Consider the following 21,943-nt stretch of genomic DNA (forward strand, 5'->3'; position numbering starts at 1 on the left):
AGCGCAGCTCGGTCGCCAAGTCTCGCGGGCGGGCCGCCGTCCCAGGGGCGTAGAGCCGGCGGCCGGCAATCAGGCGAGAATAGAAGGGTTTCATGGCATCTCCTTGCCGCCCAGGCAGCGTGCCAGTGAGCGGGCGTTGTGTTCCATCATGTCGATGTAAGTGGGTGCTTGGTCGTCGAGGGTGTCGCCGTACAGGGGGCAGATGTCCACGCCCGCGTCGGTGGCGGCGGTGCGCAGGGTGGAGCGGGTGCGCGCCAGGTTGGGTTCGAGGAACACCGCGGGGATCGAGGAGTCGGACAGGGTGGCCTGGAGTTTGATCCGGTCGGCGATGGAGGGTTCGACGCTGGGGTTGGGTGCGACGAATCCGGCGACGGTGAGCCCGTAGGCATTCGCCAGGTACGCATACGCGTCGTTCGTGGTGACGAGCTTGCGGCGCTCCTCGGGGATGGACGCGATGGTCGAGGCCACGGTGGCGTCGAGCTCGTCGAGGCGCGTCAGGTAGGCGGCCGCGTTGGCCCGGTAGGTGGCCTCGCCGTCGGGGTCAACGGAGATCAGCGAGTCGCGGATGACGCGCACGTACGCTTGGGCGTTGTGGACGTCGTGCCACAGGTGGGGGTCGATGTCGCCGTGGACGTGCTTGCCGAGGACGGCCTGCGGCAGCATGTACACGTTCGCGCCGGGCTCGCCGATGAAGCGGAACGAGGCCTCGCCGGGNTCGGCCGGGCCCGTGTAGGTCACGTGGAAGCGCGCGGCGTCGTATCCGCCCGCCGCGATGCCGAGGGTGTCCCATCCGGGCCACAGGACGCTCGCCTGGTTGTCGCCGGTCTGGCCGAGCAGGTAGGCGGCGGCGGGAGCACCGGTCGCCTGGCTGACGGCGGCTGGGATCTGGGTGAGGGTGGACTTGTTGACGGCGAGCAGGGTCTGCTCGGGCTCGCGCATGACGCCGGAGCCCGTGGCGTCCTCCTTGATGCGCAGGGTGAGGGCACCGGACGCGTCGGAGGTCAGGTCGAAGATGTCGGCGTGCCCGCGGTCCAGGGTGGCAGTCGTACCGGCGGGGGCGGTGCGCATGACGGCGCAGGTGCTCGCGCCCTCCTCGGACGAGGTCGTGGCCGCGTCGGCGGTGCCTGTTGTTTCTGCGCGTGTTGTGTCGCTACCTGAAGTCGCGGCGTCTGCTGTGGCGTCGGCGGCGTCGGAGGTCGAGGCCTCGGCGGTCATGTTGGTGGCCGTGTTGGTGGCCTCGGTTCCTGCGGTGGCCTCGTCGGCGTGTGCCGCTCCGGGCGCGAGGAAGGAGGTGGCCGCGAGGGCCATTGCGGCGAAAGCCCGGGCTGCGCGGCCCGGGTTCCGGTGTGTCGTGGGGTTCATGGAGGGGTCCTCTAGGGGCACATGAATGAGAATCGTTATCATTCTAATAGCGTGGCGCACGCCGCGCAACGTTCCGCGACCCGCAGGCAATAGCTCCAACGAAGCAAGAAACCTCGGGGAATACCTGTCCCCCACTCCAATTTCGCACGTAATTCCCCCTCCACTCTTTCAAACTTTGAAGTCACATCGTTGAAATTCCGCGGTTTTCGCGACATTGCGAATTTGTCTGACTACCGAATTACGTGCGAAATTAATGATGAACGGCTGAAGGGATCGATCCCAGAGCTTCGCCGGGTACCACGCAGATTCCAATGCCAACGCTTCTGCTTCCCCAATGCCCACCGCCGAGCAACCCCAACTCATGCAGGCCGACACGCACACCCGATAGACGAACACGCACGAACCATCATCAGATTTACTGAAATTTCGCGATCTGTAGACGAACATAGCCGACACAACGGGCGAATTTTGACGGCCTGCGCACACATGTGATAACCGCCTGCAGGCCACTTTGCTTTGCAATTGCTTGGTTTTCGATGCGAGCTATCTAACTGTCCGAACGGTTGATTAAGCGTTTTTGCAGGGATAAGCTATAACCATTAAGCGCCTGACACAGCTGCCAAGCTCGTCCGGCGCTTTTCTTGTTTGACACGCAGGGTCGCGCCGACGCCACCCGCGTTGGCACGCTCCTCGCGCGAGACCCGCCGGGCGATCCCCTGCCTCACCAAGCAGGAACACACGATTGAATACACGATCCCACGAGGAGTCCGCTATGTTCTCCACCATCGACGTCATGGTTGCCCAGGCCCACATCGACCAGCTCAACGAGCTCGCCGACACCAAGCACATCGTGAAGGCCGACCGCCACTGAGCTACTTCCGGCTCCGCCGGAGTTCCACGCAAGTCCGCAGACCCACATGGGCTGCGGACTTTTTGCATGCCGTCGCGGCCTGGCCGCGGTGCCGGTGGTCGCGACAGTTACATGGGTGGAAAATGCCTAGTCTTTTGGGTGGAAAATGTATACCAAGATTGGTGGAAAATGTATAATGCTCTACATATTCGCTGATCATAGGAGGTTCAGATGCAGGCTGTACGTCCGGAGAACTACCGCCCTCGAGCAATCGACCGGCGTATCGACCAACTGCTGCGATCCTTCGGCGCTGTTGAAATAGCCGGGCCCAAATGGTGCGGAAAGACCTGGACCTCACTTGCGCATGCTGGCAGTGCTGACTTGCTCACTGACCCATCAACGCTTCTAGCCGCCCAGTCCTCCCCCGATCTCGTACTCTCTGGCGAGCGCCCACACCTCATTGACGAGTGGCAGGAGGTGCCTCAGATCTGGGATATGGTTCGTTCTCGTATCGATTCGTCCGCGGGTGAACGAGGACAGTTCATCCTCACAGGGTCCTCCGCACCACACGGTATTGAGACAATCAGGCACAGCGGCGCAGGGCGTATTGCTCGCGTTCACATGCGGCCAATGACCTCATACGAGGCCGGAGCGACTCCAGGAGGCGTAAGCCTGCGCGGTCTTTTTGACGGCAAGGGGATCACTTCGCAACGATGCGAAAGCTCTATCGAAAGGGTTGCGCGTTGGTGTTGCCGAGGAGGATGGCCGTCGATTCTTGATCTCGATGACGAAGATGCGTTGGAAACTCCGGCACAGTACCTGCGCAACCTTATTGAGGTAAACATGCCTCAGCTGCGCCGATCTCCAGACACAACACGGTCGCTCTTACGCGCTCTCAGCATGAATCTTGCGCAAGCTCCGACAATGAGCACACTGTCAAAGGATATGGGCAGCGAAGGTGAAGAGAAATCGCGTCACACGATTAGGGCCTACCTCGACGACCTCCGCACGATGTACCTACTCGAAGATGTGCCCGGATGGGAACCCGCAGCTCGCGGAAAGAAACGTGTTCGCATCAAGCCCAAGCGCTACTTCGTCGATCCCTCCCTACCTGCAGCCATGCTCGGCCTATCCCCCAGCAAGTTGCTACGCGATACTCAGACTCTCGGCGGATTGTTTGAGACTCTCGTCTGCCGTGATCTCCTCACGTTCACCGACACGCTTCCTGGTGTCGGAAACTCCATCGCCTACTACCGTGATGACAAAGGTCTCGAGGTCGACTTCATCATCGAACTCGCTGACGGGCGCTGGGGTGCGTTCGAGGTCAAACTATCATCGATGGGAATTACTGATCGTGCCGTGGAACGCCTTCACAGGTTTCACGCACTCATGACCGGTAACCCTATGGCCAGGACCTCCGAACCTTCTTTCCTTGGTTTCATCGTGGGCCACGGGGAGTTCACCTACCAGCGCGACGACGGTCTGCTCGTCCTTCCCTATGCATGTATCGAGCCCTAATGTTTCACGTGAAACATCTGCCCAACCACCAGCCTCGTTACCCCACAAGCCGCAGAAAGTGGCACACTTGACCTATACGTTGAACGTGACTTCATGCAAAGGATGGCATGCCTTGACTCAGCCTTCGACCAACGGCGCGACCCCGGCCTCGTCCGGGCTCACGCCCGCGCAAGGAAACCGCCTCGACCCCTGGTTCGACGCCTACGCGGAACGCGCCCACAATCTGCGCGAATCGGAAATCCGCGCGCTCTTCTCCGTGGTCTCGCGCCCCGAGGTCGTCTCCCTCGCCGGCGGCATGCCGAATCTCAAGGACCTGCCCCTCGACAAGCTCGCCGCGTCCGCGGAGAAACTCGTGCGCAACCACGGCGCGCAGGCCATGCAGTACGGCAGCGGCCAGGGCTGGGAGGTCCTGCGCGAGCGGATCACCGAAGTCATGACTTACGACGGCATCATCGGCGCCGACCCCGACGACGTGGTCGTCACGACGGGCAGCCAGCAGGCCCTCGACCTCGTCACCGAGCTCTTCGTGAATCCGGGCGACGTGATCCTCGCCGAGGCCCCCTCCTACGTGGGCGCCCTGGGCGTGTTCCGCGCGCGCCAGGCGGACGTCGTGCACGTCCCCATGGACGAGCACGGCATCATTCCCGAGGCCCTGGTCGAGACGATCCGCGACGTGCGCGCCTCGGGCCGCACCATCAAGTTCATCTACATCATCCCGAACTACCACAACCCCGCGGGCGTGACGCTCTCCGCGGAGCGCCGACCCATCATCGCGGAGATCTGCCTGCGCGAGCACGTCCTGATCGTCGAGGACAACCCCTACGGCCTGCTCGGCTTCCATAATGACCCCCTGCCGGCCATCGCCTCGTACAGCCCTGAGGGCGTCGTCTACCTGGGTTCCTTCTCGAAGATGTTTGCGCCCGGCTTCCGTATCGGTTGGGCGTACGCGCCGCACGCGATCCGCGCGAAGCTGGTGCTGGCGCTCGAGTCCGCGATCTTGTGCCCGTCGATGGTGGGCCAGATGGCGATCGCCGACTACCTGGGCAGCTACGACTGGTACGGGCAGGTGAAGTCCTTCCGTTCAATGTACGCGGAGCGTGCTCGCGCGATGCTGACGGCGCTCGAGGAGTACATGCCGTCGTGCTCGTGGACGGTGCCGGACGGTGGATTCTACACGTGGGTGACGCTCCCCGAGGGCCTCAACGCGAAGTCGATGCTGCCGCGCGCGGTGCGCGCCCAGGTCGCCTACGTGTCGGGGACGGCGTTCTTCTACGACGGCCAGGGGTCGAATCACATGCGCCTGTCCTTCTGCTACCCGACCCCCGAGGAGATTCGCGAGGGCGTGCGTCGCCTGTCGACGGTCGTGAACGCTGAGAAGGAAATGGTCGACATGTTCGGCACCGCTTCGATCGACGAGGCCGGGGCTGAGTCCGCCCGTTAAGGTTCCCTAGGAGTAACACATTATGGCTACGAAAGTTCTCATTATCTCTGGCGGCCTGACGCACGAGCGTGATGTGTCGGTTCGTTCGGGTCGTCGCGTCGCGAACATCCTGACGCAGGCGGGCTACGACGTCGTCATTTCGGATGTGGATGCGTCCCTGGCGGGTGCGATCGAGTCCTTTTCCCCTGACGTCGTGTGGCCCCTCGTGCATGGTTCGATCGGCGAGGATGGGTCGTTGCAGTCGTTCCTGGAGTCCGTGGGCGTGCCTTTCGTGGGGTCGTCGGCGGTGCAGGCGATGCTCGCGTCAAACAAGCCGACGGCGAAGGCGCTGCTGGGTTCCGCGGGGTTGGCGACGCCGGGCTGGGTGACGCTGCCGCAGGCGATTTTCCGCCAGTTGGGCGCGTCGAATGTGCTGTCGGCGTTGGAGGGTTCCGTGTCGTTCCCGGTTGTCATTAAGCCGACGGATGGGGGTTCGGCGTTGGGTATTTCGACGGCGCATAACGCGAAGGAGCTGCGTCGCTCGATGGTTGATGCGTTCGCGTATGGGCAGCGTCTGATGGTCGAGCAGCGCATTGAGGGTCGTGACGTGGCCGTGTCGGTCGTGGATTTGGAGGGTGGGCCTGTGGCGCTGCCTCCGGTTGAGGTTGCGACGGACGATGGTCGTTACGATTACGATGCGCGTTACACGACGGACGAGGCCGTGTATTTTGTGCCTGCTCGTCTCTCTTCGGAGACGCTGGCGGATCTGCAGGCGGCGGCCGTCGAGGCACACACGACTCTTGGCCTGCGTGATCTGTCGCGCATGGATTTCGTGGTTGACGACGAGGGCACGTGCTGGTTCATTGATGCGAACGTGGCTCCCGGCATGACGGACACGTCGCTGCTGCCCCAGGCTGCGGATGCGCTGGAGGATTCGTCGTTTGCGCGGCTGTGCGCGGACATCGTTGATTTTGTGGCTGGTGGCCGCGTGGTCGGCGGGTGCGATGCTGGTGGCGTGACTGGCGTTGGTGGCGCCGCCGATACCCCCGCGGACGCGCCTGTCGAGGGCGAGTAGCGAACGCTCCCCTGCGTGACGCACCGGGCCCGGGAGGACTCTCGTCCTCCCGGGCCCGTCGTTTGCATGGTATCGCGTCGGCTAAGGCCGAACACCGGGGTTTCGGTGCGGTAGGGCCTGGCCGGGCACCAACACCATGGACAGCCAGCGTGGCGGGTGCCGTAGGGCCCGGAGGGCACGGGCGGGCTTCGAGATCGACCACTCCGAGCCGCAGGCTCGCGTGTGGCGATCTCGCGGGCGGCCGGGCCCGAAGGCACACGAAACACAGGCACCACACCACAACCTCGAGCTGCGGCCGACAAGCGCACGGCGGCCGGGCACCAACATCACGGGCGGTCTGCGTGGCGGGTGCCGTAGGGCCCGGAGGGCACGGGCGGGCTTCGAGATCGATCATTACGAGCCGCAGGCTCGCGTAGGGCGGAAGGCGTGCGGGCATGCTGTCATGCTCCGGCTCGAAGAAGTAAGAAAATAGTAAAGATTAAGCTCCGTCGCACTCGAAGAGAGGGCCCCTCTCGGGGGAGGGGTCTTCAGAAGAGGAAACCGAAGTCCCTCAAACGGGCTTCGGCCTCGTCGGCTCCCGTCCATAGGATGCCTTTGACACCCAACAGTTCGGCGGCACGAACGTTGTCACGACGGTCATCGATGAACGCAACATCCGTAACGGGGACGCCCAGGCGTTGCAAGACATCACGGTAGATTCCGCGCGCGGGCTTACAGATGCCGTAGTCGCAGGAGAATGCAAAAAAGTCGAAGAGGCTGCCCCACTTGGAGCGACGGATGGCCTTCGCGATGGGGTACGGGGCGTTGGAGAGAATGCCGACACGCACGCCCTGGTGGCGTAGGAGGCGCACGAGAGTAAGCGTATGTTCATTCGCATTCGCCATGCGCGATGAATCGAGTGCGACGAGTTCCTTCAGGAGTTCGCGTGAAGGCTCTGGCTGACCACAGTCTCCTGCGATACGATCCCAAAATACTCGATCAGGTAGGCCAGCATCGTAGTCGGCGCGATGCGTCCACATCGCCTGGTCAACGAGAGTGGTCAGACCCCGCGATTCGTCACCGAACATACGGGCGATCGCGGCGGGGTCCGGGTGGGAATCCACGAGGACGCCACCGACATCGAAAAGCACGGTGCGCGAACTGCCTTGGGCGTTCATGCCTTTCGCTCCTTCTGGTACTGCATGGGGCCTACACCGGACCCTTTAGAGTAGTTTAAACGTAATTTCAGCCACAGATGAGCGCGGAAAGTGTATGATTGGAAACATACTCCACGTGATCTGCGGAAACACGCACGAAGTTAACTCAGTGAAGAATAAGATCTGCGATGCGCTGGAGATCATCCTCCCCTGCAAATTCGATGACGATTCGACCCTTCTTCCGGCCCTCCGTGATAGATACACGTGTGTCATATGCGTCAGACAATGCGGTGACGACGCTCTCACCCAGTGGCGACAGGGTTCGCTGCTGACGGGTACGCGGACGAGGCGTGGCCTTTGCTTTTCCCAGCCGGACAAGCTCCTCGGTGGTACGCACGGAAAGTCCTTCCGCGACGATGCGCTCTGCGAGGCGTTCCATTTCTTGGGCTGTCGAAAGTGACAGTAATGCGCGGGCATGGCCCGCTGTAATGACCTGTGCAGCTACCTTCTTTTGAACGGAGGGGGGAAGCTTCAGCAGGCGCAGGGTGTTGGCGATCTGCGGGCGCGAGCGGGCGATTCTCTTGGCGAGTTCTTCCTGAGTCGCACCGAAATCCGCCATGAGCTGTTGATATGCGCTCGCCTCCTCCAGCGGGTTGAGCTGGGCGCGGTGGAGGTTTTCCAGGAGGGCGTCTCGGAGCAGGTCTCCGTCGTCGGTCTCACGAACGATTGCCGGGATCGTTGTCTCGCCTGCAAGTTCGGAGGCGCGCAGGCGGCGCTCGCCCATGATCAGCTCGTAGCGCGCGTCGGGCTTCTCCTGGAGGAACTCCTGGAGCTTCTCGGAACGCCCCGTCGCGGGGATACTGCGAACGACGACGGGCTGGAGAACGCCGACTTCCTTGATGGAGGCCGACAGTTCTTTAAGATCATCCTCGTCGAAGACCTCGCGCGGTTGCTTCGTGTTAGGGACGATCTGGTCGATAGGAATCTCAGCGAAAGAAGCACCCGGCACCGGAAGCAGCTCGTGATCACTCGATGTTTCACGTGAAACATTAGACGAGGAGGCGGGGTTCACCGATGCATCGGCAGCTGTATTGCCGACAGTTGCCCCTCCAAACCCGGTTCCGAGCGAGCTGGACGCCGCCTGAGTCCGCGCGCTGGAGGGACCCAGTGCGGGCATTGCGGGTCGCTTGTGTTTTGACGAGGCCGTGACCCGTTTCGGTTGAAGAAGATCCTTCGCGGAACCTCCACGACCGCGTGCTGCGGGGCCTTCAGGAAAGAAAACGTCGAGCGGGCGCGAAGGAACGGTGGGCGTCGCCTGGGGCGTCTGTTCACCTGCCTGAGGGATAAGAGCTCCAAGTCCACGGCCAAGGCCAGAGTGCTTGCGAGCGCCTTTGCGGCCCTCAGACTTCGGTGTTACATCCGCCATTGCATAACTCCTTCGATTGCGTGCGTTCATTGTTTCACGTGAAACAATGTCATGTGCCCAGCTGTTGAGCGTGTTTCATCACTATATTGCACAAATGATCACATGTTCTAAAGTCAACGTTCTAACCCGCGTAAGCCGACTGTTCAGTTGATTGTTTCACGTGAAACAATCACCTCACTCTCCCGCGGACAGCCGTTGGCACAGTTCGAGGGCCGCCTTACGATAGGCGATCGCACCGACATTACGAGGATCATATGTGATGACTGTTTGAGCGTAGCTCGGTGCTTCAGAAATACGCACCGATCGGGGAATCACCGTGGTAAAGGTCTGTTCAGGGAAATGCGAACGGACCTCACCCTCGACTTCCTCAGACAGTCGAGTCCGTTTGTCCGCCATCGTCAACAACATACCGGATACACGCAGGCCGGGATTCAAGTCCACCCCGATACGTTCAACTGTGTTCCATAGCTGACTAAGGCCTTCAAGCGCGTAGTACTCGGCCTGGATCGGAATCATAACCTCGTCAGCGGCCACCATGACGTTGAGGGTAACCAGGCCGAGGGACGGTGGGCAATCGATAAGGACAATATCAATGTTGTCGTGAGTCTCAACGTACACGCGCAGAGCATCACGGAGACGATATTCGCGACGTGGGACCGCAACGAGTTCGATCTCAGCACCCGACAGGTCAATTGTCGCGGGACACACGAGAACTCCGTCAATGTCGGGGCAGGACTGCACGACATCGCCAAGGTCGGCTCCCCCGATGATAACGTCGTACGTTGAGGGTGTTCCGACAGGATGCTCGACTCCTAATGCGCTCGACGCATTGCCCTGCGCATCGGCATCGATGACAAGGACAGATAGACCCCCGAGGGCCAAGCCGACTGCGATGTTCACCGTCGACGTTGTCTTTCCGACACCGCCCTTCTGGTTCGCGACGGCGATGATGCGCGTAAAAGCGGGCTTGGGAAAGTTAGCGCGCTCAAGCATGGCCAAGTCGCGCAAGTTCCGTTCGATCTGAGTGGACAGAGGGGTGTTGTTTGTATCCACGTGACACCTTCCTAGCTACTGCCTCTAGTCTACGGGGCACCGGGAACACTTCTGGCATCGAAAGTCCGTGATGCATGAATAGACACATGATTGGCACCGTTTGACGATGAACGACCGTTGAGTCGTTCTGCAGAATCGATTCTCCTGGCCAATACGGCGACCGAGAATAGTGACGGAATGACACGATGCCTCCAGGAAAACACAACGAATGTGTTCACATCACCTTCTAGAGATTTCATGAAATACTTCCCTCCGCGCATGATAAAAGGGGTACCACACTTAAGTGTGGTACCCCTTACTAAAGAGCGTTGACTCTACCGTACGCGCGTACAGACCACGACGTAGGTCGACTCGTCCTCCATGATGGAGGGCACTTCGTGAATCTCGGCGCGCAGGTGATGGCGCCGAAGCTCCGCCGATGCTTCCTCAACTTCAATAGGCGCGCGACGACCTTTCAGAGCAACGAGTGATCCGCCTGGTGCGATGAGCTTAGAGGTCATTCGTACAAGCTTGCTCATGTTAGCCACAGCCCGAGCGGTGACTGCGTCGGCTTTGCCTTTACCACGGAGTTCCTCGGCGCGTGCCTGGTGAATGGTCACGTTATCCAGGCCCAGGTTATCGACGACGTCCTCGAGCCACTCGACGCGTCGCGCCATGGGCTCGGCCAGGTGTACGTGCAGGTCGGGACGGCATGCAGCGATTACGATGCCAGGCAATCCCGAGCCAGAACCGACGTCGAGGACCTCTCGCCCTTCACGACGAGGCATGAAGTCGAGGACGGCTGCGGAATTGACGATGTGACGCGACCAAATGCGTTCCATGTCGCGGGGGCCGAGTAGACCGCGCAATTCGCCCTCATCCTCAAGCATGCGCGCGTATTCAGCGACATCGGAAAAAGCGGGACCGAAAAAGTCGCGGACCGCCTGAGTTGGTTCTTCTGGGACGAAGGGGTCGCCAACCTGGCGACCCCTCCCCTTCCCGTTCGGGCTCTCACTCACCGTCGGATTCCTCGGGAAGGATAACGACGCAGCGGTGTGGCTCGGTTCCCTCCGACTCGGAGGTCAGACCTTCGACGGCGACTACGTCGTGACACACCTTGCGCTCGAAGGGGTTCATGGCATCGAGCTTGACGGGCTGCCCGGAGGCGCGCACGCGGGCGATGGCCTCGCGAGTGATGTCTTGCAGTTCTTCCTTTCGTTCGGCGCGGAAGCCGGCGATGTCAAGCATGAGGCGCGAGCGCTCGCCGGTCTCGGTCTGAACGGCCAGGCGGGTGAGCTCCTGGAGGGCGTCCAGGACTTCGCCGTCCTCGCCGACGAGGCGGTCCAGGGCCTCGGCGTCGTCGGCGACGATTTCGACCGAGGCGCGACCGTTCTCGACGTCGATCTCGATGTCGCCGTCGAGATCGGCAATGTCGAGCAGTTCTTCCAGGTAGTCGGCGGCGAGCTCGCCTTCTTCTTCGAGGCGTGTGAGCTTGCCTGCGTTGTCGTCACTCATGACGTGTCCTCCGTGGTGGGGATTGGGGTCTTGTTGGGGTCCAGGGTACCCGCTTGGGTCACTGGACCGGGAATCTGTCGCCGTCAGCGCTTTTTACTGGAGCGGCGGCGGGCCTTGCGGCGTTCAACGCGGCGGCGCTCAATCTCCTCGGCGCTCAGCGCGCCGTTTGCGCCGTCCTGGTTGCCGTTTGTTTTCTGGGACGAGGCCTTGGTGGCTTGACGCTCGTTTGCGCGGCGTTCGCGCTGCTTCTTTTGCAGCTCGGAGCGCTGGGCGGATGCTTCCTGTTTTGCGACGCGCTGTTCGACGGCGTGAGTTAGGCTTCGCATCCACTGCTCGTCGGGCAGGGTGGTCCACTTCTGGCTGGCGAGGTTGCGGTAGACGGTGATGATTTCGCCGGGGGTCATGGAGGCGGGGAAGTCGGAGGCGACGCGCTGCTTCTTGGCCTTAGCGCGAACCTCGGCGAGGGTACGTTCGTTGAGTTCGCTGACGCGAGGATCGGTGCCGGGGGTACCCAGGGCAGCGCGCTCACGGTCGTAGTTCTGGAAGAAGGGTTTGGCCCATTCCTGGTAGGCGGACTCGCGCGAGGACAGCAGCTCGGCGTAGGCCGGTGAGCCGGGGGTGGGCATGACCTTGATGGTCCAGAGGGACTGGCCGAGAGCCCAGAAGGACGCGGTCACGGTGTAGATGACGACGCCCATCTGGAAGAACGCGCCGGAGAAGATGAACATCAGCGGCATCACGTACATCATGGAGCGCTGCGACTGGGCCATTGGGTTGTCGCCCATGTCGGGCATGTTGCGCGAGAAGGACAGGCGCATGGAGAAGAACTGCAGGGCGACCATGAGGACGATCGCGGCAACGAAGACGGTGACAACGCCGGGCTGGTCGAAAGAATCGCGCAGCGTGTGTGAGAGGCGGACGCCGAAGACGGTGGAGTTGACGATTTCTTCGGATACGGAGGCGGTCAGGGGGCCGAGGTGGTCGGTGGGCTCGCCGCGGTAGATGTAGGTGCCGACGGAGATGGAGGAGACTGCGATGATGGCGCGATACATGCCGAAGAGGACGGGCATCTGCACGAGCATCGGCAGGCAGGAGGCGAAGGGCGAAACCTTGTGCTTGCGTTGGAGGGCCTGGGTCTCTTCCATCATCTTCTGACGGCTGACCTGGTCCTTCTTGCCCTTGTACTTCTCCTGGATCTTGCGCATTTCGGGCTGGATGGCCTGCATGGCGCGCGAGGAGCGGATCTGCTTGAGGAACAGCGGGATGATGGCGATGCGCACCAGGATGGTGAGCAGCACGATGGACAGGACCCACGCCATGCCGGAGCCGGAGGACATTCCGAGCAGCACGAGGAGGTCGTGGATCCAGACCCACACGTAGGAGATCGCCCACGCGAAGGGGTGGAGGATTGCGTCGAACATAGTTTTCGCTTTCGCCGTGGCGCGGGTGCGCCGCTGTTTCGTTGTTCCTTATATTCCCGAGGCCGTGGCCGGTTACTCGGTCAAGTCGTGTTCCGGGTCCAGTCCCATGGGGGCGGGGCGTTCCCAGTTGTCGTGTCCAGCCCAATCCTCGGGTGGGATCCAGGGGTCGGGTTTCCAGCGCCCACGCTCGGGCACGTGGTCCACTCCCCCGTGGCTCCAGGGGTTGCATCGCAGGAGCCGCCAGGCCGCGAGGATTAGTCCCTTGATGGGGCCGTGGATGCTGATGGCTTGGAGTGCGTAGGTGGAGCAGCTGGGCGCGTAGCGGCACCTGGGACCCAGCGCCGGGGAGATGTAGCGCTGGTATGCGACGATGGGGGCGGATAGGAGTGCACGTAGCACGCGACTCGCGATGTTCAACGTGCGTCCCATTTTCGCCATGCTCGTTCCATGACGCGATCAAGGTGGTCTGCTAGTTCTTTGGAGGGGATGTCGAGCGCCTTGCGTGAGGCTCGGATGACGATCCTGGTTCCGGATGGCAGATCCGCGATTCTCTCGCGCATGAGGTGTCGCAGCTGCCGCTTGACGCGGTTGCGTCCGTTGGCGCGCTTGATTTCCCGCTTGGGTACGACGAAACCGACGAGGCGGCTGTTGCGTTCCTCGTCGGCTCGGACGTGGACGACGACCAGCGGATCTCCTGCGCGCGCTCCGTGACGGATCGCGGCGGTGAAGTCCGCTGGGTCAACCATGCGGTGCGCGCGTGGCAGCACCGGTGTGTCTCAGGCGGACAGCTTGGCGCGGCCCTTGCGACGGCGGGCTGCCAGAATGGCGCGGCCGGCGCGGGTAGACATGCGCAGACGGAAGCCGTGCGTCTTGGAGCGACGACGGTTGTTGGGCTGGAAGGTCCGCTTGGTGGTCACGGCAATTCTCCTCGGCGGGGAGTGGTTTCCCACTCGTTTTCGGTTGGGCTATCGGCCCACCTGGGCGCGGTAGCGGGGACACGCGCCCGAAATGGGCGCAAACAAGTTCCAAGACTAAGCGGATGGGCGCTGCTAGTCAACGCGGAGGGTTACTCACCGCGTCACACACAGTATCCACAGCTGTGCAAATCGCTGTTGAAGAATGTCGTCCACCGTTGTGGACGACGACGGTTATCCACAGGCTGTGTGTCATTTTGCTTTCCGCGGCCTGCCGCCGACCCACACTTGTAACTACAAATGTGTGATTCTGTGATAGTTCTCCACAGGTTCATCCCCAGTCTGTGCATAAGCATGTGTGCGGGCTACACTGCTGGGATGTACGAGCGTCACGTACATCACCAGCATGTCATGACCGAACTCACCGTTATATTGTCCGGAGGTTACCGTGGAGTCGGATTCCCTCACACGTGCGTGGGCTGCCGCCCTCGAAGCAGTCCCCACAGACGAGCTGGGTCCCGTCGCCACATCGATGCTGCGCTCGGCGCGCCCCCTCGGCGACATTGAGGGAACGATTCTCCTGGCCGTTCCCAACGGCTTCACGAAGCAGTGGATCGAAGATAAGGCTCAGTCCAAACTCACCGCTGCGCTCTCAGTTAACCTGGGGCGCACCGTGAGGATTGCCATCACGGTCGACCCCTCCCTCGAACTCGTCACCGCACAAGAGGAACAAGAAGAGCCGACCGCTCCCACAGCCGCCGCGCACGCCCCGGCCTCGTCCCCAAAGAAAAAAGAGGCCAGCTCACCCGCCCCCGTGGCGTCCACAGTGGACGTGGGACCCACGCACTTGAACCCGAAGTTTACCTTCGACACATTCGTTATCGGCCCCTCGAACCGTTTCGCGCACGCCGCTGCACTAGCGGCATCGGAAAGCCCGGGAACGGCGTTCAATCCCCTCTTTATCTACGGGGACTCCGGACTTGGCAAGACCCACCTTCTCCAGGCAATCGGACATAACGCACTGTCGATGATGCCTCACCTGAAGGTCCGCTACGTCAACTCTGAGGAGTTCACCAACGAGTTCATCAACGCGATTCGCCTGAACAAGACAGATAATTCGCAGGTCGAAGCCTTCCACCGCCGCTACCGCGAACTCGACATACTCCTCATCGATGACATCCAATTCATCGGCAACAAGGAACAGACGGTTGAAGGTTTCTTCCACACCTTCAACGCGCTGCACAGCGCCAACAAGCAGATCGTTTTAACCTCAGACCTGCCTCCCGCCCAGCTCACAGGTTTCGAGGACCGCATGCGTTCACGCTTCTCCTCCGGCCTGCTCGTGGACGTTCAGCCGCCGGATCTGGAAACCCGCATCGCAATCCTGCACAAGAAAGCTGACGCCGAGGGCCTCGAAGTAACCCCCGAGGTCTTCGAGTACGTCGCCTCACGCATTTCCTCCAACATCCGTGAGCTGGAGGGCGCGCTCGTACGCATCGGTGCATGGGCCTCCCTCTATAAGGAACGTATCGACTTAAATCTCGCGCAGATGATGCTCAAGGACTTCGTATCTAACCCCGACGACAACGAGATCACCGTCAGCCTCATCATGAGCCAATGTGCCGTCTACTTCGGCGTGACCATCGAACAGATGGGTTCCTCCGAGCGTAGCCACAACGTGGTCGAAGCACGCCAGATCGCTATGTACCTGTGTCGCGAACTCACCGACCTGTCACTACCCAAGATTGGTCAGGCCTTCGGACGTGACCACACGACGGTCATGCACGCGAACAAGAAGATCTCCAAGCTCATGAAAGAAAAACGCGAGACCTTCAACCACGTGTCGGAGCTTACAAACCGTATCAAACAGAAGGCGCGAGAGTCATAAAATACGCGTGATCACAGGCAAAAGTTGACGCCTGCGCGGGATCCACAGGAACTGTGCACAACACGTGTACGACGCGTCCATCGCTGTGGAGAAAACGAGGCCATCTGTGGATGTTGAAAACTTGTCCTTCGATTCGTCCACATGTCCACGTGGGCGATCCACAGTTTCATCCCAGAATTACAGCACAGTAATTTCCTTGATATAGCAACGAAAAATCAAGTTATTCACAGAATTCACAGCCCTTATGATGGAGGGAGGAACGGATAACAAAATTTTTTTCACAAACCTCCGCACAACAACGCCGCGTTAGCGCCACGGCGAAGGCGAGTTCTGCGCCTAAGTCGTGCCCCACATGGGCACACTTGTGGGTAAAGTAGTGTTCGTTCCGTTATGTGTTTTGGAGGCAGCAATGAAGTTCACCGTCGCCCGCGATGTTCTGGCCGAAGCCGTGTCGTGGACCGCACGAGCGCTCCCCGTGCGCCCGGCGTCACCGATTCTGGCTGGCGTACGCATCAAGGCTGAGGGCGACGAGCTGACCCTGTCCTCTTTCGACTACGAGGTCTCCGCTAATTCACAAATCCCCGCCACCGTTGACGAAGCCGGAGAGGTCCTGGTCTCCGGTCGCCTCCTGGCAGATATTTCTAAGTCGCTGCCCTCCAAGCCTGTGTCCGTTGAGCTCGACGGGCAGAAAGTCACCCTGGTATGTGGTTCCTCACATTTCACGCTCGCCGTCATGCCGCTCGACGAATATCCACTGCTGCCCGCTCAGCCGACGGGCATCGGCGCGATCGATTCCTCCACGCTCTCACAGGCGGTCTCTCAGGTGTCGATTGCCGCGTCGCGCGACGACACCCTGCCCCTGTTGACAGGTGTCCGCATCGAAATTAACGGCCCCGCGATCACCCTGCTGGCCACCGACCGCTACCGCCTGGCCATGCGCGAACTTGACTGGGAACCCGCCGACACCTCCATCGAAGAGGTCGCCCTTGTCAAGGCCCGCATCCTCCAGGACGTCGCCAAGTCCATGACCTCGGGTGCCAAGGTCGAGGTCGGCCTGTCCAGCGAATCTCAGCCCGGCGCCTCGTCCCTCATCGGCTTCACCGCCCAGGGACGGCGCACCACCTCGACCCTCATGGACGGCGACTACCCCGCCGTGCGTCGCCTCTTCCCCGAATCCACGCTGATCCAGGCCGTCGTCGACCGCCACGCCCTGCTCGAGGCCGTCAAGCGCATGTCGCTGGTCGCCGAGCGCAAGACCTCCGTGCGCCTGGCCTTCACCGACGGTCAGCTGGTGCTCGAAGCCGGCCAGGGCGACAACGCTCAGGCCTCCGAAGCCATCGAGGCGACCCTGCACGGCGACGACATCTCCACGGCGTTTAATCCGCAGTTCCTCATCGACGGCCTGCAGGTCCTGGACACCGACTACGTGCGCTTCGGCTTCACGCACCCCACGAAGCCGGCCGTCATCACCGGCCAGAAGAAGCCCGACCAGGGCGAGGTCACGCAATTCCGCTACCTGCTGATGCCCATCCGCTTCGGCATCTGACGTGCGCGTCTCCCACCTGGCCCTCGACGACTTCCGCTCCTGGAAGCACGGGGTCGTCGAGCTGCCCGCGGGACCCACGGTCCTGGTGGGCGCAAACGGCCAGGGCAAGACCAACCTCGTCGAGGCGCTCGCCTACCTGTCCACGTTCTCCTCGCACAGGGTCGGCGCGGAAGGCGCGCTCGTGCGCATCCCCATCGACGAGGCCGAGGCCGCCCCGGGCGGCGCCGTCATCCGCGCGCGGGTAGTGGCCTCGGGCCGTGAGCAGGTCATCGAGCTGGAGATAGTACGCGGCAAAGCTAATCGCGCGCGCATCAACCGCGCGCAAGTCAGGCCCCGCGACATCCTAGGTATCGTACGCACGGTCGTGTTCGCACCCGAGGACCTGTCGCTCGTGCGCGGCGACCCGTCGGTGCGCCGTTCTTTCCTGGACGATCTGGCCACGCAACTGTTTCCCATTCACGCGTCCACTCGAGCGGATTTCGACCGCGTCGCCCGACAGCGCGCGGCCCTCATGAAGGCCGCCCAGGCCTCGATCCGGCGCGGCCTCTCCCCCGACCTGTCAACGCTGGAGGTGTGGGACCAGCAATTTGCTGCGCTCTCCGCCCGCATCACGGCCACGCGCGCGACCATCGCTCAATCACTGATGGAGCCGGCAGCGCGCTCCTATGACGACGTCGCCGACTCGCCTCGTCGCTTGCGCCTCGCTTTCGATGCTTCTGTCGACCGCGTCATCGGCGCCGATCCCGAGCGCCCCGCCAGCTCCGACCTCACCGACGTGGATGCACAGACGCAGCGCATGCACGCCGCGTTGAGGGTCGTACGCGAAAAGGAAACCGAGCGTGGCATCAACCTGGTGGGTGCCCATCGAGACGATCTCACCCTCAGCCTCGGCGGGATGCCCGTCAAGGGATACGCCTCCCATGGTGAATCCTGGTCCGTGGCCCTCGCCTTGCGCCTCGGGGCCTTCGAACTCCTCAGCGAGGACGGCGACACCCCAATCCTCATCCTCGACGACGTCTTCGCCGAGCTAGACTCCTCGCGCCGGGCGGGACTGGCCGCCCTGGCCTCCAAGGCCGAACAGATCATCGTCACCTGCGCGGTCGCCGAAGACCTGCCGCCTTCCCTCGACCACCATGCCCTCCACGTGCGCCTCGACCCGAAACGCGGCACTTTCATTGACGAGGCGGACCATGAGTGAACGCAACAATACGCCCGTCGCGTCGCTAACACCCGCCGGCGCCGGGCGCCCCGACAATGAGGACGTCTATTCTCGACCACCAGGCGAGGACGCCGACGCCGACGAGTTCGCTGTCCGTGCCCTCGAACGCGCCCAACGCGTCGCCCGCAACCACGGTTTCATTCGCTCTACCCTACCCTCGTGGGGTCTCGACGAGACGCGCCCCAGGCGCAGCCTCGACGGATCCAGCGAATATGCGGCCATCGAAATCGACGGACTCGGTCGCCTCGCAGGACACTCACACGACGCTCAGGAGCGCGCAGCCACGCGATCCACTGCCTATCGTCGCTACGCAGGACCGACCCCGGCCTCATCCACTGACGAGGACCCCGACGGGGACCTCACGGCGCTGCGCCAAGCCCTCGAGGACACCGGTACCTCATGGAGCCGCTCCCCCGGCATGGCCGCCATGCGCCCACGCTACCAGCGGGCCAACTCGCTGGGAGCGATCCTCGCGCGTACCATCAGCGCTCGATCGTGGGATACACCCACCAAAATGGGTTCCGTCATGGCGAAATGGCGAGACATCGTGGGACCCTATAACGCCGATCATACGCATGTCGAAACCTTCGAAGGCCACAAGCTCGTCGTGCGCGCTGAAACAACCGGTTGGGCCAAACAGCTCCAGCTACTGCTTCCCACCATCGAGCGGCGTATCGCCGAGGAAGTCGGCGCCGGCGTCGTCGAACAGGTCATCATCCTCGGTCCTGTCGCGCCCTCGTGGAAGAAGGGACCCTACGTGGTGAGGGGACGAGGTCCTCGCGAGGACTACGGTTAGGCCCTCAGGGGCAGTGTCCTCAACGTATTTAGCCATATTGGTCAGGTTTTGTTAGTCTTCAATCTGTAGTCCGAGGACGAGGAGTAACGATGACGAATCCCTACGGTCCGCCAGTGCAGCGCACGAGCGGGGCACGCGTGGGTGACGACACCAGTAAGCCGACGCAGGCCGATAGCATGCCCCAAGGACGCGGTCGCGGCCGCCAGGCGGCGGCTTTTAAACCCGAACAGGCCGGGTCCGGGTGGATCGCCCCGGCCTCGTCCAATGACTCTGAGACGACTCAACTGAAGCGCGCAGTCAGTGCCATCGTCGCCGTTGTAGTCGTCGCCTTGCTCGTCTCCTGCGCTTTCGCGACGTTCGGTCCCGGAGGACTCCTTGCCGACGGCACTCACCCGTCCTCGACCACGCCGACACCCCTGGCAACCGGCAACGGCGATCAATACTCGACTCAGTACCTCGACGGAAAGTTCACTATCACGACGACGACAATCAAGCAGGGACCAGTCGATAAAAAAGGCTCAGAAACCCTCCTCGTGACCTACACTCTCGTCAACAACACCGCGATCACGCAGCGTGTCCGACTCGCTCTTCCCAAATTAATCCAGAAGGGGACGGAGCTTCCCGATGCAGAGTTCGAATCGGATCAGGAACCCGAGGGAGTGAACGATTGGAAATACGAGATCGAGTCCGGTGAAACGATGACCTTGACGTATGCATACAGATACGCATACCCTGGCGAACCAGTCACCTTCGAGCGGTGGTACACCATGAAGGAGGACCCGAACGCACCACTGTGGCAGGCCTCGCCCGACGACGAGAATGAGGAAGCAGACAACGAAACGTGGGTCTGGCACCCGTACTGATCCGGCAATCCAGTGCAACAACGAAGGAAACAACGTGAGCTATCCAGTCACCAATCCGAGTGCTCCTCGGCAGGGACGAAAAAACTCCATCCTGGCCGTCGTCTTGATCATCCCCCTCGTGCTCGCCCTTGCCGTGGGAATTGGTGTTGGAGTCCTGATGAATCGACCTGGCGGTAATTTAGGGTCGTCAAGCGAGCCATGGGAAGAGAAGACAATTCAGGCGGACCACTACTCAGCTGACGTACTGGATGGTAAGTTCCATATTGAGTCGACCTCACTCACACGTGGACCCGTCGATCAAGACGGGGCGGACACCCTGTTGGTCACCCTGACAATGACCAACAATACCGACGACCCTGAATTTGTCATGCTCCATATTCCACGACTGTTCCAAAACGGAATCGACCTCGATCTAGCTAACCTCGACCCCAACGAGCACCCCGACATCGTCTCGGAAATGAACGATGACATGATCAGGCCTGGCGACACCACGACGATCGTGGTCGGCTACAAGTACCTAAAGGTCGGCGAGCCAGTTGTTTTCGCCACGGAACTTTCCGAAGGCGAACACTACTACGACTTCCCGAACATCGTCGTCCAACCGTCCTGATCGCGTGCCTCCCCTCTGACCTTCACGAACGCGTCTTCGTTGCCTTCTCATGACCAACGAGCGACGCTCGACGCGAGGCGAGACAGAGGAACGGGTGAAGGCTCATCATCTTCTTGACCGGTCAAATAATGTCACAACCACTCCACATTTCGATCTTGTTTTGCTACGCTTCCAGATACCATCCCGCACAACAGTGCGTTTTCTATGAGGAGTCATAATGAGTAACCCTTACGCTCCCGAGGGCCAGGATTCCTGGAACCCGGGAAATGACCAGGGCGGCCAACCCGATCCAACGCAGCCCTACGGCCAGGGTGACCCTAACGCTGCCAACGCGCAGACCCAGCAGTTCTCGGCTGGTTATGGGGATCAGACTGGGCAGTTCTCGGCTGGTTATGGGGATCAGACTGGGCAGTTCTCGGCTGGTTATGGGGATCAGACTGGGCAGTTCTCGGCTGGTTATGGGGATCAGACTGGGCAGTTCTCGGCTGGTTATGGGGATCAGACCCAGCAGTTTCCGGCTGGTTATGGGGATCAGACCCAGCAGTTCCCCGGTGAATACGGTAGTGGCGCTCCTCAGCCCCCTGAGAAGAAGTCGAAACTCCCGATCATCGTCGCTGCCATCGCCGGCGTCGTCGTTCTGGCTCTCATCGCTGTCGCCGCCGTGATCTTCCTGGGTGACAAGGATGAACCAAAGCCGGATCCGACGAAGGACCCGACCCCTACGGCTTCGAATTCTGCGTCGAACGGCCCGACCCCTACGGCTTCGAATTCTGCGTCGAACGGCCCGACCCCCACATCTTCGGGTGCTCCGACCGGAACCTCAAACACTGGTAGCTACCACGCGAACGGCAGCTACTCCGTCGACTTCAAGATTGGTGTGCACACTGAGATCACCAAGATCGAAAAAGGACCCGTCGACGAAGATGGTGCCAACACCATCCTCGTGACGTACCAGATGACGAACAACTCCAGCGATGAAGTGTCTGCCACTTTCTACACGCCCGACCCCAAGCAGAAGGGCATCGATATGCAGAAGACGTACTTCGAACGCGGCAAGGAGCCGGCTGGTGTCGAAAGGTACTCATTCGTGACTGTTCCGGCCGGTCAGACAAAGACCTTCACCTGGGCCTACAAGTTCCCCAACGACAGTGATCCGGTTGTCTTCACGACGCTCGACTTCGACGATTTCCGTGCCAGCATCCCCGACTGGACGTGGCAGCCGTGATTCGTCTGATCGTCCCCTGGGATGAGCGCGAAGGTACCCACCATGTAGCGGACATACTTTCGGCCATCGCAGCGTGACCACACTTGGGGCTGCTCTCCTCCTGGAGAGCGGCCCCAAGTTCTTTGGA

At 61.5% G+C, this 21,943-nt stretch carries 21 protein-coding genes; 11 read left to right on the plus strand and 10 right to left on the minus strand.

What is annotated here, in order from left to right:
* Window positions 1-90 precede the first annotated feature (90 nt).
* Window positions 91-1,362: a metal ABC transporter solute-binding protein, Zn/Mn family gene (locus BQ7477_RS09825; protein ID WP_073983740.1), complete on the minus strand. Its 1,272-nt coding sequence runs from the start codon at window positions 1,360-1,362 to the stop codon at window positions 91-93.
* Window positions 1,363-2,104: 742 nt separating this feature from the next.
* On the opposite strand from BQ7477_RS09825, the gene BQ7477_RS12700 reads away from it, so the two are divergent.
* From BQ7477_RS12700 to BQ7477_RS09845, 4 genes are all read left to right on the plus strand, one after another.
* Window positions 2,105-2,233: a hypothetical protein gene (locus tag BQ7477_RS12700; RefSeq protein WP_268753723.1), complete on the plus strand. Its 129-nt coding sequence runs from the start codon at window positions 2,105-2,107 to the stop codon at window positions 2,231-2,233.
* 210 nt (window positions 2,234-2,443) lie between these two features.
* On the plus strand, window positions 2,444-3,730 hold the full coding sequence (locus BQ7477_RS13145; RefSeq protein WP_073983741.1) for an ATP-binding protein: 1,287 nt from the start codon (window positions 2,444-2,446) through the stop codon (window positions 3,728-3,730).
* Window positions 3,731-3,842: 112 nt separating this feature from the next.
* Window positions 3,843-5,171 (plus strand): aminotransferase-like domain-containing protein, encoded by a 1,329-nt coding sequence (locus BQ7477_RS09840; protein WP_073983742.1) that lies wholly within the window; start codon window positions 3,843-3,845, stop codon window positions 5,169-5,171.
* A gap of 22 nt (window positions 5,172-5,193) precedes the next feature.
* Window positions 5,194-6,225, plus strand: a complete 1,032-nt coding sequence (locus tag BQ7477_RS09845; RefSeq protein WP_073983743.1) for a D-alanine--D-alanine ligase family protein — start codon at window positions 5,194-5,196, stop codon at window positions 6,223-6,225.
* A 527-nt stretch (window positions 6,226-6,752) separates the two neighbouring features.
* Here the strand turns inward: BQ7477_RS09845 and BQ7477_RS09850 are convergent.
* The 9 genes from BQ7477_RS09850 to rpmH form a co-directional block, all read right to left on the minus strand.
* Complete coding sequence (locus tag BQ7477_RS09850) at window positions 6,753-7,382, minus strand: HAD family hydrolase (protein ID WP_073983744.1); 630 nt, start codon at window positions 7,380-7,382, stop codon at window positions 6,753-6,755.
* A gap of 145 nt (window positions 7,383-7,527) precedes the next feature.
* Window positions 7,528-8,787, minus strand: a complete 1,260-nt coding sequence (locus tag BQ7477_RS09855) for a ParB/RepB/Spo0J family partition protein (protein WP_073983745.1) — start codon at window positions 8,785-8,787, stop codon at window positions 7,528-7,530.
* A 174-nt stretch (window positions 8,788-8,961) separates the two neighbouring features.
* Window positions 8,962-9,840 (minus strand): ParA family protein, encoded by an 879-nt coding sequence (locus BQ7477_RS09860; RefSeq protein ID WP_073983746.1) that lies wholly within the window; start codon window positions 9,838-9,840, stop codon window positions 8,962-8,964.
* 314 nt (window positions 9,841-10,154) lie between these two features.
* The gene (rsmG, locus tag BQ7477_RS09865) at window positions 10,155-10,838 is read right to left on the minus strand and encodes a 16S rRNA (guanine(527)-N(7))-methyltransferase RsmG (protein WP_073983747.1); all 684 of its coding nucleotides are present in this window, start codon (window positions 10,836-10,838) and stop codon (window positions 10,155-10,157) included.
* The gene (locus BQ7477_RS09870) at window positions 10,831-11,334 is read right to left on the minus strand and encodes a Jag family protein (protein ID WP_073983748.1); all 504 of its coding nucleotides are present in this window, start codon (window positions 11,332-11,334) and stop codon (window positions 10,831-10,833) included. The genes rsmG and BQ7477_RS09870 overlap by 8 nt, the downstream gene beginning before the upstream one ends.
* 83 nt (window positions 11,335-11,417) lie before the next feature.
* On the minus strand, window positions 11,418-12,755 hold the full coding sequence (gene yidC / locus BQ7477_RS09875; RefSeq protein ID WP_073983749.1) for a membrane protein insertase YidC: 1,338 nt from the start codon (window positions 12,753-12,755) through the stop codon (window positions 11,418-11,420).
* Between the two features lie 72 nt (window positions 12,756-12,827).
* Window positions 12,828-13,193 (minus strand): membrane protein insertion efficiency factor YidD, encoded by a 366-nt coding sequence (yidD, locus tag BQ7477_RS09880; RefSeq protein ID WP_200783516.1) that lies wholly within the window; start codon window positions 13,191-13,193, stop codon window positions 12,828-12,830.
* Window positions 13,169-13,522 (minus strand): ribonuclease P protein component, encoded by a 354-nt coding sequence (gene rnpA, locus BQ7477_RS09885; protein ID WP_073983750.1) that lies wholly within the window; start codon window positions 13,520-13,522, stop codon window positions 13,169-13,171. The genes yidD and rnpA overlap by 25 nt, the downstream gene beginning before the upstream one ends.
* A 9-nt stretch (window positions 13,523-13,531) precedes the next feature.
* The gene (gene rpmH, locus BQ7477_RS09890; protein ID WP_003791379.1) at window positions 13,532-13,672 is read right to left on the minus strand and encodes a 50S ribosomal protein L34; all 141 of its coding nucleotides are present in this window, start codon (window positions 13,670-13,672) and stop codon (window positions 13,532-13,534) included.
* A 445-nt stretch (window positions 13,673-14,117) separates the two neighbouring features.
* Between rpmH and dnaA the strand changes: the two genes are divergently transcribed.
* The 7 genes from dnaA to BQ7477_RS09925 all read left to right on the plus strand — a co-directional run bounded on the left by dnaA (window position 14,118) and on the right by BQ7477_RS09925 (window position 21,816).
* Window positions 14,118-15,557 (plus strand): chromosomal replication initiator protein DnaA, encoded by a 1,440-nt coding sequence (gene dnaA, locus BQ7477_RS09895; RefSeq protein ID WP_073983751.1) that lies wholly within the window; start codon window positions 14,118-14,120, stop codon window positions 15,555-15,557.
* A 409-nt stretch (window positions 15,558-15,966) separates the two neighbouring features.
* Window positions 15,967-17,103 carry a DNA polymerase III subunit beta gene (gene dnaN / locus BQ7477_RS09900; protein ID WP_073983752.1) on the plus strand — a complete coding sequence of 379 codons (1,137 nt, stop codon included), beginning with the start codon at window positions 15,967-15,969 and terminating at the stop codon, window positions 17,101-17,103.
* 1 nt (window position 17,104) lies between these two features.
* Entirely contained in the window at window positions 17,105-18,301 is a 1,197-nt protein-coding gene (recF, locus tag BQ7477_RS09905) for a DNA replication/repair protein RecF (protein WP_073983753.1), read from the plus strand.
* Complete coding sequence (locus BQ7477_RS09910; RefSeq protein WP_073983754.1) at window positions 18,294-19,118, plus strand: DciA family protein; 825 nt, start codon at window positions 18,294-18,296, stop codon at window positions 19,116-19,118. Before recF ends, BQ7477_RS09910 begins: the two co-directional genes overlap by 8 nt.
* Window positions 19,119-19,207: 89 nt before the next feature.
* Window positions 19,208-19,981 carry a DUF5067 domain-containing protein gene (locus BQ7477_RS09915; RefSeq protein WP_073983755.1) on the plus strand — a complete coding sequence of 258 codons (774 nt, stop codon included), beginning with the start codon at window positions 19,208-19,210 and terminating at the stop codon, window positions 19,979-19,981.
* A 34-nt stretch (window positions 19,982-20,015) separates the two neighbouring features.
* Complete coding sequence (locus BQ7477_RS09920; RefSeq protein WP_073983756.1) at window positions 20,016-20,591, plus strand: DUF5067 domain-containing protein; 576 nt, start codon at window positions 20,016-20,018, stop codon at window positions 20,589-20,591.
* 217 nt (window positions 20,592-20,808) lie between these two features.
* Window positions 20,809-21,816, plus strand: a complete 1,008-nt coding sequence (locus BQ7477_RS09925) for a DUF5067 domain-containing protein (protein WP_073983757.1) — start codon at window positions 20,809-20,811, stop codon at window positions 21,814-21,816.
* Window positions 21,817-21,943: the final 127 nt, after the last annotated feature.

Source organism: Actinomyces bouchesdurhonensis (assembly GCF_900128465.1).
Classification (GTDB): Bacteria; Actinomycetota; Actinomycetes; order Actinomycetales; family Actinomycetaceae; genus Pauljensenia; species Pauljensenia bouchesdurhonensis.

Excerpts from the sequence above, each read along its gene's own strand:
- BQ7477_RS13145 (WP_073983741.1), top strand. The coding sequence starts at position 2,444 with ATGCAGGCTGTACGTCCGGAGAACTACCGCCCTCGAGCAATCGACCGG.
- BQ7477_RS09845 (WP_073983743.1), top strand. The coding sequence starts at position 5,194 with ATGGCTACGAAAGTTCTCATTATCTCTGGCGGCCTGACGCACGAGCGT.
- BQ7477_RS09850 (WP_073983744.1), bottom strand. The coding sequence starts at position 7,382 with ATGAACGCCCAAGGCAGTTCGCGCACCGTGCTTTTCGATGTCGGTGGC.
- BQ7477_RS09855 (WP_073983745.1), bottom strand. The coding sequence starts at position 8,787 with ATGGCGGATGTAACACCGAAGTCTGAGGGCCGCAAAGGCGCTCGCAAG.
- BQ7477_RS09870 (WP_073983748.1), bottom strand. The coding sequence starts at position 11,334 with ATGAGTGACGACAACGCAGGCAAGCTCACACGCCTCGAAGAAGAAGGC.
- yidC (WP_073983749.1), bottom strand. The coding sequence starts at position 12,755 with ATGTTCGACGCAATCCTCCACCCCTTCGCGTGGGCGATCTCCTACGTG.
- yidD (WP_200783516.1), bottom strand. The coding sequence starts at position 13,193 with ATGGCGAAAATGGGACGCACGTTGAACATCGCGAGTCGCGTGCTACGT.
- dnaN (WP_073983752.1), top strand. The coding sequence starts at position 15,967 with ATGAAGTTCACCGTCGCCCGCGATGTTCTGGCCGAAGCCGTGTCGTGG.
- BQ7477_RS09910 (WP_073983754.1), top strand. The coding sequence starts at position 18,294 with ATGAGTGAACGCAACAATACGCCCGTCGCGTCGCTAACACCCGCCGGC.
- BQ7477_RS09915 (WP_073983755.1), top strand. The coding sequence starts at position 19,208 with ATGACGAATCCCTACGGTCCGCCAGTGCAGCGCACGAGCGGGGCACGC.
- BQ7477_RS09925 (WP_073983757.1), top strand. The coding sequence starts at position 20,809 with ATGAGTAACCCTTACGCTCCCGAGGGCCAGGATTCCTGGAACCCGGGA.